15 protein-coding genes and 1 pseudogene are annotated in these 14,953 nt (G+C 74.2%); 6 read left to right on the top strand and 10 right to left on the bottom strand.

The features are described 5' to 3' along the window. Positions 1-18: 18 nt before the first annotated feature. Positions 19-534, bottom strand: a complete 516-nt coding sequence (locus ACZ34W_RS12350; RefSeq protein WP_329488395.1) for a type III secretion system chaperone family protein — start codon at positions 532-534, stop codon at positions 19-21. Positions 535-677: 143 nt separating this feature from the next. Further along, the gene (gene mshA / locus ACZ34W_RS12345; protein WP_396485874.1) at positions 678-2,054 is read right to left on the bottom strand and encodes a D-inositol-3-phosphate glycosyltransferase; all 1,377 of its coding nucleotides are present in this window, start codon (positions 2,052-2,054) and stop codon (positions 678-680) included. 464 nt (positions 2,055-2,518) lie between these two features. Between mshA and ACZ34W_RS12340 the strand changes: the two genes are divergently transcribed. Continuing rightward, the gene (locus tag ACZ34W_RS12340) at positions 2,519-3,349 is read left to right on the top strand and encodes a methyltransferase domain-containing protein (RefSeq protein WP_465603520.1); all 831 of its coding nucleotides are present in this window, start codon (positions 2,519-2,521) and stop codon (positions 3,347-3,349) included. Between the two features lie 269 nt (positions 3,350-3,618). Here ACZ34W_RS12340 and ACZ34W_RS12335 read toward each other — a convergent pair. Then, a pseudogene (locus ACZ34W_RS12335) lies at positions 3,619-4,260 on the bottom strand (O-acetyl-ADP-ribose deacetylase). Between the two features lie 243 nt (positions 4,261-4,503). Here ACZ34W_RS12335 and ACZ34W_RS12330 point away from each other — a divergent pair. Further along, positions 4,504-5,988: a PP2C family protein-serine/threonine phosphatase gene (locus ACZ34W_RS12330; RefSeq protein WP_465603518.1), complete on the top strand. Its 1,485-nt coding sequence runs from the start codon at positions 4,504-4,506 to the stop codon at positions 5,986-5,988. 138 nt (positions 5,989-6,126) lie between these two features. Here the strand turns inward: ACZ34W_RS12330 and ACZ34W_RS12325 are convergent, their stop codons facing one another. The 5 genes from ACZ34W_RS12325 to ACZ34W_RS12305 all read right to left on the bottom strand — a co-directional run bounded on the left by ACZ34W_RS12325 (position 6,127) and on the right by ACZ34W_RS12305 (position 9,425). Continuing rightward, the gene (locus ACZ34W_RS12325) at positions 6,127-6,480 is read right to left on the bottom strand and encodes a DUF2516 family protein (RefSeq protein WP_359805215.1); all 354 of its coding nucleotides are present in this window, start codon (positions 6,478-6,480) and stop codon (positions 6,127-6,129) included. Positions 6,481-6,626: 146 nt separating this feature from the next. Next, entirely contained in the window at positions 6,627-7,154 is a 528-nt protein-coding gene (locus tag ACZ34W_RS12320) for a hypothetical protein (protein ID WP_329488400.1), read from the bottom strand. A gap of 17 nt (positions 7,155-7,171) precedes the next feature. Further along, positions 7,172-7,588, bottom strand: a complete 417-nt coding sequence (locus ACZ34W_RS12315; RefSeq protein ID WP_329488401.1) for a helix-turn-helix domain-containing protein — start codon at positions 7,586-7,588, stop codon at positions 7,172-7,174. Between the two features lie 127 nt (positions 7,589-7,715). Beyond that, positions 7,716-7,907 carry a hypothetical protein gene (locus ACZ34W_RS12310; RefSeq protein WP_329488403.1) on the bottom strand — a complete coding sequence of 64 codons (192 nt, stop codon included), beginning with the start codon at positions 7,905-7,907 and terminating at the stop codon, positions 7,716-7,718. A gap of 393 nt (positions 7,908-8,300) precedes the next feature. Continuing rightward, entirely contained in the window at positions 8,301-9,425 is a 1,125-nt protein-coding gene (locus ACZ34W_RS12305) for a DNA polymerase III subunit beta family protein (RefSeq protein ID WP_465603515.1), read from the bottom strand. A 248-nt stretch (positions 9,426-9,673) separates the two neighbouring features. On the opposite strand from ACZ34W_RS12305, the gene ACZ34W_RS12300 reads away from it, so the two are divergent. Next, entirely contained in the window at positions 9,674-10,285 is a 612-nt protein-coding gene (locus ACZ34W_RS12300) for a YceI family protein (protein ID WP_465603513.1), read from the top strand. Between the two features lie 135 nt (positions 10,286-10,420). Here ACZ34W_RS12300 and ACZ34W_RS12295 read toward each other — a convergent pair whose 3' ends face one another. Further along, positions 10,421-11,386 carry a LysR family transcriptional regulator gene (locus ACZ34W_RS12295; protein ID WP_465603511.1) on the bottom strand — a complete coding sequence of 322 codons (966 nt, stop codon included), beginning with the start codon at positions 11,384-11,386 and terminating at the stop codon, positions 10,421-10,423. 110 nt (positions 11,387-11,496) lie between these two features. Between ACZ34W_RS12295 and ACZ34W_RS12290 the strand changes: the two genes are divergently transcribed. Further along, the gene (locus ACZ34W_RS12290; protein WP_465603509.1) at positions 11,497-12,801 is read left to right on the top strand and encodes an MFS transporter; all 1,305 of its coding nucleotides are present in this window, start codon (positions 11,497-11,499) and stop codon (positions 12,799-12,801) included. Between the two features lie 10 nt (positions 12,802-12,811). Further along, positions 12,812-13,297: a macro domain-containing protein gene (locus ACZ34W_RS12285; protein ID WP_329488409.1), complete on the top strand. Its 486-nt coding sequence runs from the start codon at positions 12,812-12,814 to the stop codon at positions 13,295-13,297. An 18-nt stretch (positions 13,298-13,315) separates the two neighbouring features. On the opposite strand, the gene ACZ34W_RS12280 is transcribed toward ACZ34W_RS12285, so the two are convergent. Further along, complete coding sequence (locus ACZ34W_RS12280) at positions 13,316-13,858, bottom strand: GNAT family N-acetyltransferase (RefSeq protein ID WP_465603507.1); 543 nt, start codon at positions 13,856-13,858, stop codon at positions 13,316-13,318. A gap of 183 nt (positions 13,859-14,041) precedes the next feature. On the opposite strand from ACZ34W_RS12280, the gene ACZ34W_RS12275 reads away from it, so the two are divergent. After that, positions 14,042-14,869, top strand: coding sequence for a TetR/AcrR family transcriptional regulator (locus ACZ34W_RS12275; protein WP_359805235.1), 828 nt, complete (start codon positions 14,042-14,044; stop codon positions 14,867-14,869). Positions 14,870-14,953: the final 84 nt, after the last annotated feature.

Genomic DNA, 14,953 nt, shown 5'->3' with positions numbered 1-14,953 from the left:
CCCCGCCGGTCCGGGGCGCTACTGCTGCGCCGTCGGCGCGGCCAGGTGGGCGAAGGCGGCCAGGTTGCGGGTGGACTCCCCGCGCTTGGTGCGCCACTCCCACTCGCGCCGGATCGCCGAGGCGAAGCCCAGCTCCAGCAGCGTGTTGAACGGCTCGTCGGCGCTCTCCAGCACCGTCCCGAGCAACCGGTCGACGGAGTCCCCGGTGAGCGCCTCCAGCGGCAGCCGGCCGGCCAGGTAGACGTCGCCGAGCGCGTCGATCGCGTAGGCGACGCCGTACATCCGCGTGTTGCGCTCCAGCAGCCAGCGGTAGACGGCCTCGTGATTCTCGTCGGGCCGGCGGATCACGAAGGCGTTCACCGAGAGCGTGTGGTCGCCGACCCGCAGGGCGCAGGTGGTGCTCAGCTTGCGAGTGCCCGGGAGGGTCGCCACCAGGGTGTACGGGTCGGTGGTGGCCGGCTCCCAGCCGACCCCGGCGTCGTCCAGGGCGGTACGCAGGAGGGTGAGGGCCTCGTCCTTGGTGCGGATTGCCATGGGGGTGACGTTACTCGGCGGTACCGGTGGCGCGCAGCAGCGGCGGCTCCGTACTCCCGGCCCTGGCCGGGAGCCGGGACGGCTCGGAGCCGCACGGTCCCGACCCCGCACCTCCGCCCACCGGCCCCGGCGGCCGCCCCGGCTCAGGCCAGTCGCAGCCGGGATCCGGTGAGCCGGCCGGCCGGGCGGGCCAGGCTGCCGGCGTACACCTCGGCGGTGGTCGCCGCCGCGGTGTCCCAGCCGAACCCGGCGGCGTGCCGGGCCGCCGCCTCGCCGCGCCGGGCGACCAGCGCCGGTTCGGTGACGTACGGCTCCAGCGCCTGTGCCCAGGCGAGCGGATCGTGGCCGTGGACCAGGGTGCCCGTCACGCCGTCGCGGACGGCGACCGGCAGACCGCCGACCGCCGCGGCCACCACCGGCGTCCCACAGGCCTGCGCCTCCAGCGCGACCAGCCCGAAGGACTCGCTGTACGAGGGCATCACCAGCGCCGTGGCCGCGCGGTACCACTCGGCGAGCAGGTCCTGGCCGACCGGCCGGTGGAACCGGACGACGTCGCCGATGCCCAGTTGGGCGGCGAGCTTGTGCAGGCTCTCCGGCTTGGCCAGCCCGGTGCCGGACGGACCGCCGACCACCGGGACCACCAGCCGCTCGCGCAGCTCGGGCCGCGCCTCCAGCAGCGCGGCGACCGCCCGGAGCAGCACGTCCGGCGCCTTCAGCGGCTGTATCCGACCGGCGAACAGCAGCACGGCGGCGTCCTGCGGCAGGCCCAGCCGGGCCCGCGCGGCGGCCCGCGCGTCCGGGGCGCCGGGGCGGAAGACGTCCAGGTTGACACCCGGGTGGACGACGGCGAGCTGGTCGGGCCGGGCCGCGTAGTGCAGCGCCAGCTCGGCGGCCTCCTCGGTGGTGTTGGCGATCAGCCGGTCGGCGGCCTCCACCACCTGCGTCTCACCGATCACCCGGGCGGCCGGCTCGGGGGTGTCGCCCTCCGCCAGCGCGGCGTTCTTGACCTTCGCCATGGTGTGCATGGTGTGCACCAGCGGCACGCCCCAGCGCTGGGCGGCCAGCCAGCCGACCTGACCGGAGAGCCAGTAGTGCGAGTGCACCAGGTCGTAGTGGCCGGGGCGGTGGCCGGCCTCGGTGCGCAGCACGCCGTGGGTGAAGGCGCAGAGCTGGGCCGGCAGGTCCTCCTTCACCAGGCCCTCGTACGGGCCGGCGGTGACGTGGCGCACCAGGACGCCGGGGGCCAGCTCGACGGTGGGCGCGTCGTCCGAGCAGATCGCCCGGGTGAAGACCTCCACCTCGATGTCGAGCTCGGCGAGGCGCTTGGCCAGCTCCACGATGTAGACGTTCATCCCGCCCGCGTCACCGGTACCGGGCTGGTGCAGCGGGGAGGTGTGGACGCTGAGCATGGCGATCCGGCGCGGACGGCGCTGGCGGCCCGGGACGAGCGACTGGAGCCGGCTCCGCACGGGCGGGGTCGGCTGGGCACGGCGTACCGGACGGACGGGGTGCTGGATCACCTGGCTGAAGCCTCCTCTGAGCTGCCCGTCTCTGCAGCCTGCTTGCCTGCTGTTCGGTGTGTGCGCGGCCGCCCACGCCGTACCGCCGCGTCACGGGATGTGGCGCGGCGGTGTGCCGCCCCGTCCGGGCGCACATCACCACCAGTGTGCCAACCACGTGGTCATCGACCGGCATTCCCGTCCCGGCCCATGAGATGGCCCACGGACGGGAACCCGGGCGGCGGGCGGGGGTGCGGGGTGGTGCCGGGAGGCGGCCGGGCGGGCCGCCGCGCCGGGGCGGAGCGGAGCGCAGGGGTCGTCGGAAGGCTTCAGGAGGTGCGGCGGGGGCGCGTGCCTCGCCGCGCGGGCGTGTGTCGGGCGGCCGGCGCGGACCGTCCGGGCCGGGTCTGCCGCGGGGCGAGCCCGTGCGGCGGCCGGAGCCGGGGCGGCGCGGGCGGCCGCGGGCGGGCCGTACGATTTCCGGCATGGCCGCCTTCTTCGACTCCGCGACCGCGCCTGCCCGCGGACGGACGGGGCGCCCGGTCGGGACGGTGACCCGGGGGACCACCAACACCAACCGGCTGCGCCGGATGGACCGCTGGATCGCCCACACGCTGGGACCGGCACTGCGCTCCGCCGACCGCCCGCCGGTCGCCGTGGACCTCGGGTACGGCGCCGCGCCCTGGACGGCCGTGGAGCTCTCCGGGCGGCTGCGGACGGTGCGGCCGGACGTCCGGGTGGTGGGGATCGAGATCGAGCCGGAGCGGGTCGCCGCGGCGCTGCCGTACGCCGAACCGCCGCTGCTCACCTTCCGGCGCGGCGGCTTCGAGGTGCCGCTGGACGGTGGCGCGCCCGCCCAGCTGATCCGGGCCGCCAACGTGTTGCGGCAGTACGACGAGTCGGCGGTGGTCGGCGTCTGGGACCGGCTCCGGGCCCGGCTGGCGCCGGACGGGCTGCTGGTCGAGGGGACCTGCGACGAGATCGGGCGCCGGCACGTCTGGGTCGCGATCGGACCGGAGGGCCCCCGCACGGTGACCTTCGCGGCCCGGCTGGGCGGCCTCGGACTTCCCTCCGACCTGGCCGAGCGGCTGCCCAAGGCCCTGATCCACCACAACGTGCCGGGCCGGCCGGTGCACGCCTTCCTCACCGACTTCGACCGCGCCTGGGCGGCCGCCGCGCCGTACGGGGCGTTCGGCGCCCGGCAGCGCTGGGTGGCCGCGTGCACGGCGCTGGCGGGCAGCTGGCCGTTGGTGGACGCGCGCGGGCGGTGGCGGCAGGGCGAGGTCACCGTCCCCTGGACGGCGCTCGCCCCGTAGCGGGCGGCGGCCGGAACGCCCGGACGGCCGGACCTGCCTGCCTGCCTGCCTGCCTGCCGGACCGGACGGCCTGCCGGACCGGCCTCGGGCGTGCGCGGATGAGCGAACCCGGGGATTCACTCGAACGAGTTATCGAATACCTCTGGCGTGTTGACGCCTCGTCACGCCACGATGGGGGCACTCGGCCGGCACCTCGTGTGCCACCCCTCCGACCCGGCGTTTCGCCTCCTCCCAGCCCCTCCGCTCCCGCTCCGCCACGCCCCTACGACTCACGCCCGCTCCTCCGGCTCCCGCCCCTCGGCCTCCTCCGCCTCTTGTCCGTGCGACCGGCCCCCGTCGAGCCCCAGCGCCCGCCACTCCCGCTCGAACGCCCGGTACGCCTCCGCCCCGAACAGCACGAACCGCACCTCCTCCAGCTCTCCCACCGACCCCGACCCCGACACCGCCCCCGACCCCGACCCCGACCCCGCGGCCGCGACGGTGCCGAGGGCGATCCGGGCCGCATCGTCCAGCGGCCACCCGTACACCCCGGCCGACACCGCCGGAAAGGCCACCGTGCGCGCGCCGAGCTCCACCGCCACCCGGAGCGACTCGCGCTAGCACGAGGCCAGCTGCTCGGCCCTCTTGTCGTACTCCTCCGCCAGATGAACCGGCCCCACCGTGTGGACCACCCAGCGGGCCGGCAGCCGTCCCGCCGCGGTCGCCACCGCGCACCCGGTGGGCAGCCCCTTGCCGTACTGCGAGGCCCGAAGCCTTCGGCACTCCTCCAGGATCTGCGGTCCGCCCTTGCGGTGGATCGCACCGTCCACGCCACCGCCTCCCAGCAGGGAGGAGTTGGCAGCGTTCACCACCACGTCCACCTGCTGTTCCGTGATGTCACCCTCGACCAGGGTGATCCGCGTCACCGTCATGTCCGACCTCCACCGTCCGTTCCGGAGCTCGCGGGCGCGTGCTCCGGCTGTCGCTGTCGATCCCGTCATCCCCGTACCCACCGCACCGCCACCGGCGTGGCAGGAGCCACCACAGCGCCGGGCGGCCGAAGAAATCCCCGGAGTCACGTTATGGTCGCGAGAAGTTCCCCGGCGCAGAGTGCCAGGCGGGCACTGCGAACGGGCTCCGACCGTTACGCACTCGGGGAAAAGGAGGAGCAGTCGATGCCCGCTACGGGAGACGGGCGGGCACCTGGTGCCGCGGACCTGTGGGGTGCCCTCGACGGCACCCTCACCGACCGCGCCCGCATTCGGCCCGCCGCCACCGAGCAGTCGGCCGGACCGGCCACGGCGACTCCGCCGATACCCCACCCCCGGTCGGTCACCGCCGGAGCCCCCTCCCGGGGCGCCTCCTCCGCCGTTCCGTCGGCCGCCCCGCTCAAGCTGCTGGTGATCGAGGACGACGCCTCCGACGCCCAGCTGCTCAAGGACGCCGTGGCCGACAGCGGCGCCCAGATCGAGATCTACTGGGCCCGCGGGCTGGAGCAGGCCTCCGAGCTGCTGGCGACCGGCACCTCGGGAGGCCGGCGTGGACGGCAGCGCGCCGCCGGTTTCAGCTGCGTCCTGCTCGACCTGGCCGCCCCCGCCGACCTGCCGCACCCCTCGGACGCCTCCGACGGCCTGGAAGGTCTGCACGAGCTGCTCCGGCGGGCCCCGCACACCGCCGTCGTGGTGCTCACCGACGCCGCCGGCGCCGAACTCGGTGCCGCCGCGGTGGCCGCCGGGGCACAGGACTTCCTGATCAAGCACGAGACGGACGGTCCGCTGCTGGCCCGCGCCCTGCGGTACGCCGTCGAGCGCAAGCGCGCCGACGAGTCGCAGCGGCGACTGGTCGAGGCCGAGCTGCGCGGCCAGGAGAACGCCCGCCTCCAGCGCCACCTGCTGCCCACTCCCCTGCTGGACGGCGCCGGGTTGTCCTTCACCCGGCGCTACCGCCCCGGCCGCCGCCGCGCCCTGCTCGGCGGCGACTTCTACGACGCCGTCCGCACCGACGACGGCACCGTCCACGTGGTGATCGGCGATGTCTGCGGTCACGGACCGGACGAGGCGGCCCTCGGGGTCGCCCTCCGGATAGCGTGGCGCACCCTGGTCTTCGCCGGCCTCACCGGCGAGGCCCTGCTGACCACCCTCCAGCACGTCCTGGAGCACGAGCGCCGCAGCGACGAGATCTTCGCGACGCTCTGCATGCTGGTCATCGAACCCAACGACGCGACCGGCGAACTCGGCTCACTCGGCGCCGTCGAGCACGCGCAGCTGTACCTCGCCGGGCATCCCGCTCCGCTGCTGCTCGGCACGGACCACAAGCCGGTGACGCTGCCGTCCGACCCGGCCGGCCCCGCGCTCGGTCTGCTGCCCTGCGACGACGGCCTGGCCGTCTGGCCCTCGCACCCGCTCGAACTCCGCCCCGGCTGGCGGCTGCTGCTCTACACCGACGGGCTCATCGAGGGCCGGGTCGGCGCCGGCTCCCGGCGTCTCGGCCAGGACGGGCTGGCCGACCTCGTCGGCGACCACCAGGCCGCCGGGCTGACCAGGGGCCGCCTGATCGACAGCGCGATCGCCGAGGTCGAGGAGCTCAACGGCGGCGCGCTGACGGACGATGTGGCCGTCCTGCTGCTGGAGCGCAACCCGGTGCAGCTGATCCTCGGCTGATGCTCCTCGGCCGAGGCGGCCGGCCCTGCTACCAGGGGCCGCGTCGAGGTGGCACGGGGCACCGGCACAGCAGCGAGCCCCGGTGCGCGCGGATCGGTCCCGCGAGCACCGGGGCTCGTCGCTGAAGTGCCCGGCGTCCTACCAGGGGCCGTACGGGCCCATGTTGCGCTGGTCGCCCCGGCCACCGCCCCGGTTGGTCAGCTCCCGGATCGCCGGCCGCACGTCGACCATGTAGACGATCGCGGCGACGAGACCCGCCAGGGTCAGGAAGCTGGTCAGGAAGTTCGCCCCGAACAGCAGGTCCAGCCCGAACGCGATGCCCAGGACGGCCAGCCAGAACCCCTTGGTCTTCTTGTCCGTCGCCCGATAGGCGTCCTCCGGGCGGGTGGCCGCGTCGATCAGTGCGAACAACTTGAAGCCCAGAATGGCGACGGCCAGCCACCAGAACGGGTTCAGGTAGTCCAAGCCCAGGATCTGAGCCACTCCGCCCATCGCGGTCTCCTCTGCGTCTCGGCTCCGGCGTGCCGACCGTCGTCCATCCTGGCACGACGGACCGCTCGCCACGGTGTCAACGTCCCGAGGTCACCGGATGTGCCCTGCGGGCAGCCCGGTCCCACCGGAGTGCGGCGGTGCCGGTGCTACTCGGCGGCCTTCTTGGCCCGGGCCTTCTTCGGTGCGGGCTCCTCGGCGGGGGCGACGGCCGGCTCGTCGTCCTCGACCAGCTCGGCCTCGACCGGCTCGGGGCCCTCGGCGGACTGCGCCGCCCCGACCGGCTCGACCGCGTCGGCCGGGCCGCCACGCTCGACGACGCCCTTGCCGCGCTCGGCCAGCTCGTCGTAGGCCTCCTTGGCCTTCACCGCCAGCTCGACCGCGCGGCCGACCTGCTGGAGGGCGAAGCTCTGCGCCTTCTCCTGGAGCACCTTGAGGTCGGCGGGCAGGGTGGTCACGGTGCCCGCGACCTTCGCCTGCGCCTCGACCAGCCTGGCCTGCGCGTCCTGGAGCCTGGCGGCGGCCTTGTCCTGCGTGCCCTTGCGGTCCGCGGCCAGGGCCTCGACCTTGCCGGGCACCTCGCGCAGCTTCTCGTAGGCGAGGTCGCCCGCGCCGGCGAGTGCGTAGAGCGGGGTCGGGTCGCTCAGGGTCTTCTTGATCTCGTCCGTGATCGGCATGCCGGTCCTCCCGTGGTCTAGGTTGCCGAGCCGACGGCGGTCGGACCGTCGGCCTCGGGGTCGTGCGGCGCCGCGTCCGTGTCCTTGCGGGCGGCGTTCTCCTTGAGGAAGGCGTCGTAGACCGCGAGCAGCGCCTGTTTCTGCTGCTCGTTGATCAGTGGATCGGCCAGGATCGAGGCCCTCAGCTCCAGGCCCTCACCCCGCCGCTCCTCCAGGATCCCGGCCTGGACGTACAGCGTCTCCGCCGAGATCCGCAGCGCCTTGGCGATCTGCTGCAGGATCTCCGCACTCGGCTTGCGCAACCCTCGCTCGATCTGGCTGAGGTAGGGGTTGGACACGCCGGCGGCCTCGGCGAGTTGCCTCAGCGAGTACTGCGCGTTACGCCGCTGCTCGCGGATGTACTCGCCCAGCGAGCCGACGTTCAGTGAGGCCATGGGCCCAGCCTGCCCCACCGTGCTTGCAAATGCAAGCACGGTGCTAGCAACAGCAAACGCGTCGGTGCCGGGTGCTGCCGCCCGCGCGCCTGCGGGAACGTCCGGCCCGCTCAGGCCGGCGGGCCGCCTACTCGTCGCCGCCGCTGGACCGCTTGATGCTCCGGCGGCGGTTCCGCCGCGCGATGTGCAGCAGCTCGCCCGCGGCCAGGGTCACCGCCGCCACCGCGCGGACCCATCGGGGCCCACCCCGATCGGCCCATACGACACAGACGCACCCGCCGATGGCGAGCGCCAGGATCCCGAGCAACAGAACGATCATGAGCCCACCCCTGCGGTCGTTCGTCCATCCGTGAGATGGAGTCTTCCGGAGTGGCGACGTTCTACGCGTGGCACGACGGGATTGTCGGGCAGCTGAGGTGTTCGACCGGATCGGCGCCGCCGACCGGGTTGCCGTTCGGCGGCACCTGGCCGACGGCCCGGCTTCCTCGAAGCTCCACGCCGGCCGACGGGCCCGACCGGCCAGAGCGACGGCACCGGACCCCTCGGACCGGCGGGCGGAAGCCAGGCCGACCGGTGCCCGTCGAGCCGGGGGCGGAGCCGGCTCCGGACCGCGTGGCAGGGGCGCGCGCCGTCCAGGATTCGTCGGGACCGCCGGTGCTCCCCGTGGCGGTCGAGGGCCGCGACCAGCGCCGCCCCGACCGACCTCGGCGGATCAGACGGCGTCCGCCACCCGGACCGGCATCAGGATGGAGAAGGTGCCGTCGCGGCCGGCCGTGCGGATGGCCAGGGGGGCGATGGGACCGGCGAGTTCGAGGACGAGCTGCTCGGGGCCGGCGGCCGGCAGGGCGTCGAGGAGGAAGTCGCGGTTGACGGCCACCCGGAGGTCCCCGGGGGCCGGGTCGCCGTCGGCGGCGACGGTGAGCCGCCCGTCCCGGCCGACGGTGAGCACGGTGACCTCGCAGACTCCGCCGTTCGGACCCGAGGGCAGGCTGCGGGTGGCACCGGACTCGACGGCGTCGCGCAGCTCGGCGGCGGCCAGGTCGATCCGGTGGACCGGGTCCAGCCGGGTCAGCGAACGGTAGTCGGGGAAGTCGTGGTCGAGGGCGGCGCCCTCGATCCGGTGGCCGCCGGTCTCGGCCCGGACCAGGCCCGCGCCGAGGGTCAGTTCGGCCTCCTCGGCCCCGGAGCCCAGCAGCGCGCGGATACCGTCGACCAGGGCGGTCGGAGCGATCGCGGCGACCGGGGCCCAGCCCTCGTCAGGTGCGTCCGGCAGGTCGGGCGCGTCCGGCAGCCGCACCTCGGCGAGCGCCATCCGGTACCGGTCGGTGGCCACCAGCCGCAGCAGTCCACCCTCCAGGTCGAACAACACCCCGGACAGCACCGGGAGTTCGGGGTCGGCGCCGACCGCGAAGCGGACCGCGCCGAGGGCCTCGGCCAGTTCGCGCGCGGGGACGGTGACGGCACGGACGGCGGGCGTGGCGGTCATGGGGTTCTCCCTCTGGTCGATCAGCGTGCGGATCAGGGAGAGCTCCCGGCGCGCGTCCGCGAGACCGGCCTCCAGTCGGCGCAGGTGCGCGTCGACCACCCGGTGGGCCGCGCCGGAACCGGCTTCCGCACCTAGCACGGCCCGGATGTCGGCCAGCGGCAGGCCCACCCGGCGGAGGCGGCAGAGCAGCCGGGCGTCGGCGAGCTGGGCGGGCGCGTACCAGCGGTAGCCGGTCTGCGGGTCGACGCGGGCGGGGGTGAGCACGTCGGCGCCGTCGTAGAAGCGCAGCGCACTGACGCCGAGGCCGCTGTCGCGGGCCAGTTCACCGATGCTGCGCAGGTCGCTCTCCATGCCCGGGACTCTCCGGCCTCGACCAGGTCGAGGGTCAAGCCGCACGGCCGGACCGGACGTGACGATACCGATCGCCGCCCGCCGGCCACCCCCGGGGCGGCAGGCGCCCGCCACCCCCTCGCCGCTCCGTCGTCCGGGTGATTCCGCGAGCCGCGCGGGCCTCATGGTTGAACTTTGAACGAAACCGCCCTATGGTGGAGCCAACAAGTTGAAGCCTAAACAAATGGCTTCGGACCCGAGGAGGAGCCATGGGCCTTTTCAACCGCACCAAGACCGCCGCCACCGCCACCGCCGTCGTCGAGACCCCGGCCGGACCGGACCTCGCCCACCTCACCGGTGACTGGGCGATCGACACCACCCACAGCGAGGTCGGCTTCTCGGTGCGCCACGCCATGGTCACCAACGTCAAGGGCCGCTTCACCGAGTACGACGGCAAGCTGCACCTGGACGGCGCCCTCCCGCACAACTCCACCGCCGAGCTGGTGATCAAGGTGGCGAGCATCGACACCAACCAGGCCCAGCGCGACGAGCACCTGCGCACCGGCGACTTCTTCGCGGCCGAGGCCCACCCGGAGATCCGCTTCCGCAGCACCTCCGCCGAGCGCCTGCGCGGCGACTCGTACCGGATGACGGGCGACCTCACCATCAAGGGCACCACCCGATCGATCGTCCTGGACCTCGACTACACGGGCAACGCCACCGACGCCTACGGCGCCGAGCGGGTCGGCTTCGAGGGGACGGCCGTGCTGGACCGCACCGACTGGGGCCTCAGCTACAACGCCGCGCTGGAGACCGGCGGCGTGCTGATCGGCGAGAAGGTCAAGCTCAGCTTCGACATCTCCGCCGTCAAGGCGGCCTGACCCGGCCGACCGCTGTCACGGCCCCGCGTTCGACCCGCCCCTGCCGACCCCCGAACGGCAGGGGCGGGTTCATGCCGCGAACCGCGCCCGCCCCGGGCCGCGCCCCGAGCCTCCCCGCCCCACGGCTACGGACGCCTACGCCGCGAGCAGCGCGGCGTCCGCCTCCGCCAGCCAGCTGCCGGCCGGGCGGCTCAGCCAGCCCTCGCTCGCCCCGAGTTCGGCGGCCGCCGCCTCCAGCGCGGGAAGGCCCGGGTGCCGCAGGTCCGACCGGCGCACCAGGCTCACCAGCGTCAACGGCACCGGATCGACCAGTGGCACGTTCACCACACCGGGGATCAGCGGGCCCCCGACGGTGGTCAGCATCGGGTCGCCGTGCCGGGTGAGGTAGCGGGCGGTCTCGTCCACCCCGACCGGCGGCGCGTACGGCGCGGCGGGCGTGAGGCCGTGGTCGCGCAGCAGGCAGGTCCCCAGGTCGGCCCACTCGGTGGTGGCCGGATTGCCCGCGCAGACGTCCACCGGGTGCCCGGCCAGGTCCGCGAGCCGCAGCGCGGGCCGGTCGGCGAGCGGGTGGCCGACCGCCATCATCACCGAGACCCGCTCCAGCCGGACCGGCGTCTGGGCCAGTTGAGCACGCAGGCCGGCCGGCAGACCGGCGAAGCGCCCGAACGCCGCATCCAGCCGGTGCGCCGCCAACTCCTCGGCGGCCGAAGCGAGTCCGCCGAGGAAGCGGGCCAGGATCTCGCCCTCCGGCCAGGCGGCCCGGGCCCGTTCGAGCACCCGGTCGGTGGTCAGGTCCGGCCCGGAGACGTCGCTGTTGAGGTCGAGCAGCAGTGGGCGCCGCTCGGCACCGTTGACGATCTCGTCGTGCAGGGCCAGCAGCCGGCGGGCCTGCGGCAGCAACCGCCGCCCGGCCGGGGTGAGGTCGACGCTGCGGGTGGTGCGGGTGAAGAGCGCGTCGCCGAGCAGCTTCTCCAGCGTGCGGACGTCGCGGCTGAGCGCCTGCTGGGCGACGTGCAGCCGCTGGGCGGCCCGGCCGAAGTGCAGCGTCTCGGCCGTGGCGACGAAGCCGCGGAGCAGCCGGGGGTGCAGGTCATGGGGCATGGCGGCAGATTAACAACAGCCTGATGTGAGTACGGCGAAACAGGTGTTGGACCGGAAGCGGGCGGCTGTTCGAGGCTGGAGCCCTCCCCCACCCCTCCACGAGGAGTTCCATGCCCGCCTCCTACCGCCGGCTGTTCGCTCTGCCCGGTACCGCCGCCTTCACCCTGGCCGGGCTGCTCGGCCGGCTCACGATGTCGATGACCGGCGTCGCCCTGGTGGTGCTGCTCTCGGAGCGGCGCGGCTCGTACGCGCTGGCGGGCACCGTCGCGGCGGTCGGCCTGGCCACCGGAGCGATCGGCATGCCGCTGCTCGGCCGGCTGGTCGACCGGTACGGGCAGGCCCGCGTCACCGTCCCGGCCACCCTGTACAACGCCGTCCCGCTCGTCGGCCTGCTGCTCTGCGTCCGGTTCGACGCGCCGGACTGGACGCTGTACGCCTGCTGGGCGGCCTGCGCGGCGGCACCGAACCTGGGCGGCATGGCGCGGGCCCGCTGGGCACACCTGTACCGGGACGACGCGGCGGCCCGGCACCTGGCCAACTCCTTCGAGCAGTCGTTGGACGAGCTCTGCTTCATGGCCGGGCCGGTGCTCGCGATGGTGCTCTGCACCACCGTGGCACCGGAGGCCGGTCTGCTCGCCGCCGGGGTCTTCGGCAGTGCCGGCGCCCTGCTGTTCGCCGCCCAGCGCCGGACCGAACCCCCGCTCGCGGACCGGCGCCCCGGCTCGACGCCCGACCGGTCCGGACCCCGCCCCGAGTGCTCGGACCCCGGCGATCGCGCGCACCGGCACGGCTCTCCGCTCCGGACCCCCGGGCTGCGGGTGCTGCTGCTGACCTTCCTCGCCACCGGCGTGCTCTTCGGTTCGATGGAGCTCACCACCGTGGCGTACGCCGACGCGCTCGGCCACAAGCCGCTGGCGGGCGGGCTGTTGGCGCTGGTGGCGGGCGGTTCCTGCGTGGCCGGACTGGTCTTCGGCCTGCTCCGGCCCCGCCGGGCGGCGGGCGTCCGCTTCCTGTTCGGCGTCACGGCGATGGCCGTGCTGCTGCTCCTGCCGCTGGCCGCCGGGCTTGGCGGGGCCGGGCTCGTCCTGCTCGGCGCGGCGCTGTTCGTGGCCGGGACGGGCACCGCCCCGACCATGGTCACCGGTATGACGCTCGTCCAGGAGCTCCTGCCGGAGAGGCAGTTGAACGAGGGAATGGCGGTGGCGGTGTCCGGCATCGTGGTCGGCATCTCGGCCGGGGCGGCGCTCGCCGGCGCGGTCGCCGAGCACACCGCCCCCGGCACCGGCTACTGGCTGCCGGCCGGCGCCGCCTCGCTCGCCCTGCTGATCGCCCTGGCCGGCCGCCGCCACCTGCGGACGCCGGCCGCTCCCCCGGCGCCCCGGGGTTCCGGACGGATTGTCAGTGCCGCGCACTAGCGTGCTCGACATGGAACCGGCGACCATCCGATACGTCCGTGGCGATGCCACCGCGCCCCAGGGCAAGGGCGTGAAGGTGATCGCCCATGTCTGCAACGACCTCGGCGGCTGGGGGAAGGGCTTCGTCCTGGCGCTCTCACGGCGCTGGCCGGAGCCGGAGGCGGCGTTCCGCCACTGGCACCGGGAGCGTGCGAAGAACGACTTCGGCCTGGGCGCGGTGCAGATGGTCCAGGTCGAGCCGTACGTCCGGGTGGCCAACATGGTCGGCCAGCGCGGCATCCGGACGGGCCGGTCGACGGGCCCACCGGTGCGGTACGGGGCGATCGACTCAGCGCTGGCGGCACTGGCCGGACACGCACTCGCGCTCGGCGCCTCCGTCCACATGCCCCGGATCGGCTGCGGCCTGGCGGGCGGGCGCTGGGAGCTGGTCGAGCCGCTGGTGACGGCCCGCCTGGTGGATCAGGGGGTGCCGGTGACGGTCTACGACCATGACTAGCCGACCACCACCGGTTCGCTACCTCCGCGATCCGACCGTCAGTGTGGCGGCGGGCCAGGTGTACTCGTACTCGGGCAGCACGTATCCGCCCGGGAAGACGCCCTCCTGCTCCGCCGTCCGGTGACCGCCCTCGCGCTCGTAGAAGGCGACCGCCCGGGTGTTGTCGCGCAGCACCTCCAGGTAGAGGTCGGCTCCGGGGTGGCGCTCGGCGACGTGCAGGCGCACGGCGTCGAGCAGCGCGCGGCCGATGCCGCCACCGGTGCGGTCGGGCCGGACGTGCAGGTTGTCGATCAGCACCCGGCCGTCGGGCTGCGGCACCGCGTAGGCGAACCCGACGGCGCTCCCGGCCTGCTCGGCGATCAGCAGCTCCGGGGTGTTGGCCGGTTCGCCGTAGTCGACGGCCAGCCGCAGGGCCCACACCTCGTGCCGCTCGGCGGTCAGCCCGTCGCCCAGCGCCCGCGCCGGGACGATGCCGGTGTAGGTGGTCCGCCAGCTGAGGGCGTGCAGCTCGGCGACGGCCCCGCTGTCGTCCGCGGTGCCGCGGCGGATGGTGATGTCCATGGGACGAGCGTCCCACACGGCCGGACTTGATCATGATCGGACTTTGCGCCTACAGTCTCCCCATGCTTTTGAACGCGTTCGAAATGCATGGGGCGGGGCGTCGGTACCGGATGTGGAGGGGGCATCCGGTACCGCACGCACCGACACCGGCCGTCGAGGGGCGATCCGGCTAGGCTCGGGGCCGTGGACGACCTGGCAGCGACGAACGGTACGAACAAGAAGAGCGGCACGAACGGCACGGACGGCCCCGAGGTCGCGCCCGGCACGCCGTCGACCCCGGCGGCACCACCCGCCGAGGTGCACGGCAGTCGCGCGCAGCCGAAGACCGACAAGAGCGAGGCGACCAGGGCCCTGATCCTGGAGACCGCGATGCGGCTCTTCCAGGAACGGGGCTACGAGAAGACCACCATGCGCGCCATCGCCTCCGAGGCCGGTGTCTCGGTCGGCAACGCGTATTACTACTTCTCGGCGAAGGAATTCCTGATCCAGGGGTTCTACGACCGGATGACGTACGACCATGCGGCCGACGCCAGGAATCGCATGGCCAAGACGCGGGATTTCTCCGAGCGACTGGAGATCGCGCTGACGTCCTGGCTCGACACGGCCGCGCCGTACCACGAGTTCGCGGCGCAGTTCTTCCGGACGGCGGCGGACCCGAACAGCGCGCTGAGCCCGTTCTCCAACGAATCGCACCCGGCCCGGGCCACGGCTGTGGAGCTGTTCCGCGATGTGCTGCAGGGCTCCGACCTGGCGCCGAAGCTGGACGCCGAGCTGGTCGAGCTGCTGCCCGACGTGCTCTGGCTGCACCTCATGGTCGTGGTCCTCTACTGGGTCTTCGACCGGACCGAGGACACCGAGCGGACCCGGGAGTTCGTCCGGCGCTCGACCCCCATGGCGGCCCGGGTGATCAACCTCTCGCGCTACCGGGTGTTCCGGCCGATCGTCCGCGACGCCAAGGGCCTCATTCAGGACTTCATCCTGCCCACCATCGGAAAGAACGCCGTCAAATAGGGCCCACCTCCGCCCTGGCACACATGCGACGGCCGGGCGTTCCCGATATCGGGAACGCCCGGCCGTGAACACGCGGCCGTGGAC

This window comes from Kitasatospora sp. NPDC022856 (genome assembly GCF_055561235.1).
This window is presented reverse-complemented; position numbering and strand designations above follow the sequence as displayed.

Bases quoted from the DNA above. Each gene is read 5' to 3' on its own strand.
- ACZ34W_RS12340 (WP_465603520.1), top strand. From the start codon at position 2,519: ATGGCCGCCTTCTTCGACTCCGCGACCGCGCCTGCCCGCGGACGGACG.
- ACZ34W_RS12280 (WP_465603507.1), bottom strand. From the start codon at position 13,858: ATGGACATCACCATCCGCCGCGGCACCGCGGACGACAGCGGGGCCGTC.
- ACZ34W_RS12290 (WP_465603509.1), top strand. From the start codon at position 11,497: ATGCCCGCCTCCTACCGCCGGCTGTTCGCTCTGCCCGGTACCGCCGCC.
- ACZ34W_RS12310 (WP_329488403.1), bottom strand. From the start codon at position 7,907: ATGATCGTTCTGTTGCTCGGGATCCTGGCGCTCGCCATCGGCGGGTGC.
- ACZ34W_RS12300 (WP_465603513.1), top strand. From the start codon at position 9,674: ATGGGCCTTTTCAACCGCACCAAGACCGCCGCCACCGCCACCGCCGTC.
- ACZ34W_RS12285 (WP_329488409.1), top strand. From the start codon at position 12,812: ATGGAACCGGCGACCATCCGATACGTCCGTGGCGATGCCACCGCGCCC.
- ACZ34W_RS12350 (WP_329488395.1), bottom strand. From the start codon at position 534: ATGGCAATCCGCACCAAGGACGAGGCCCTCACCCTCCTGCGTACCGCC.
- ACZ34W_RS12320 (WP_329488400.1), bottom strand. From the start codon at position 7,154: ATGCCGATCACGGACGAGATCAAGAAGACCCTGAGCGACCCGACCCCG.
- ACZ34W_RS12315 (WP_329488401.1), bottom strand. From the start codon at position 7,588: ATGGCCTCACTGAACGTCGGCTCGCTGGGCGAGTACATCCGCGAGCAG.
- ACZ34W_RS12325 (WP_359805215.1), bottom strand. From the start codon at position 6,480: ATGGGCGGAGTGGCTCAGATCCTGGGCTTGGACTACCTGAACCCGTTC.
- ACZ34W_RS12330 (WP_465603518.1), top strand. From the start codon at position 4,504: ATGCCCGCTACGGGAGACGGGCGGGCACCTGGTGCCGCGGACCTGTGG.
- ACZ34W_RS12305 (WP_465603515.1), bottom strand. From the start codon at position 9,425: ATGGAGAGCGACCTGCGCAGCATCGGTGAACTGGCCCGCGACAGCGGC.
- ACZ34W_RS12295 (WP_465603511.1), bottom strand. From the start codon at position 11,386: ATGCCCCATGACCTGCACCCCCGGCTGCTCCGCGGCTTCGTCGCCACG.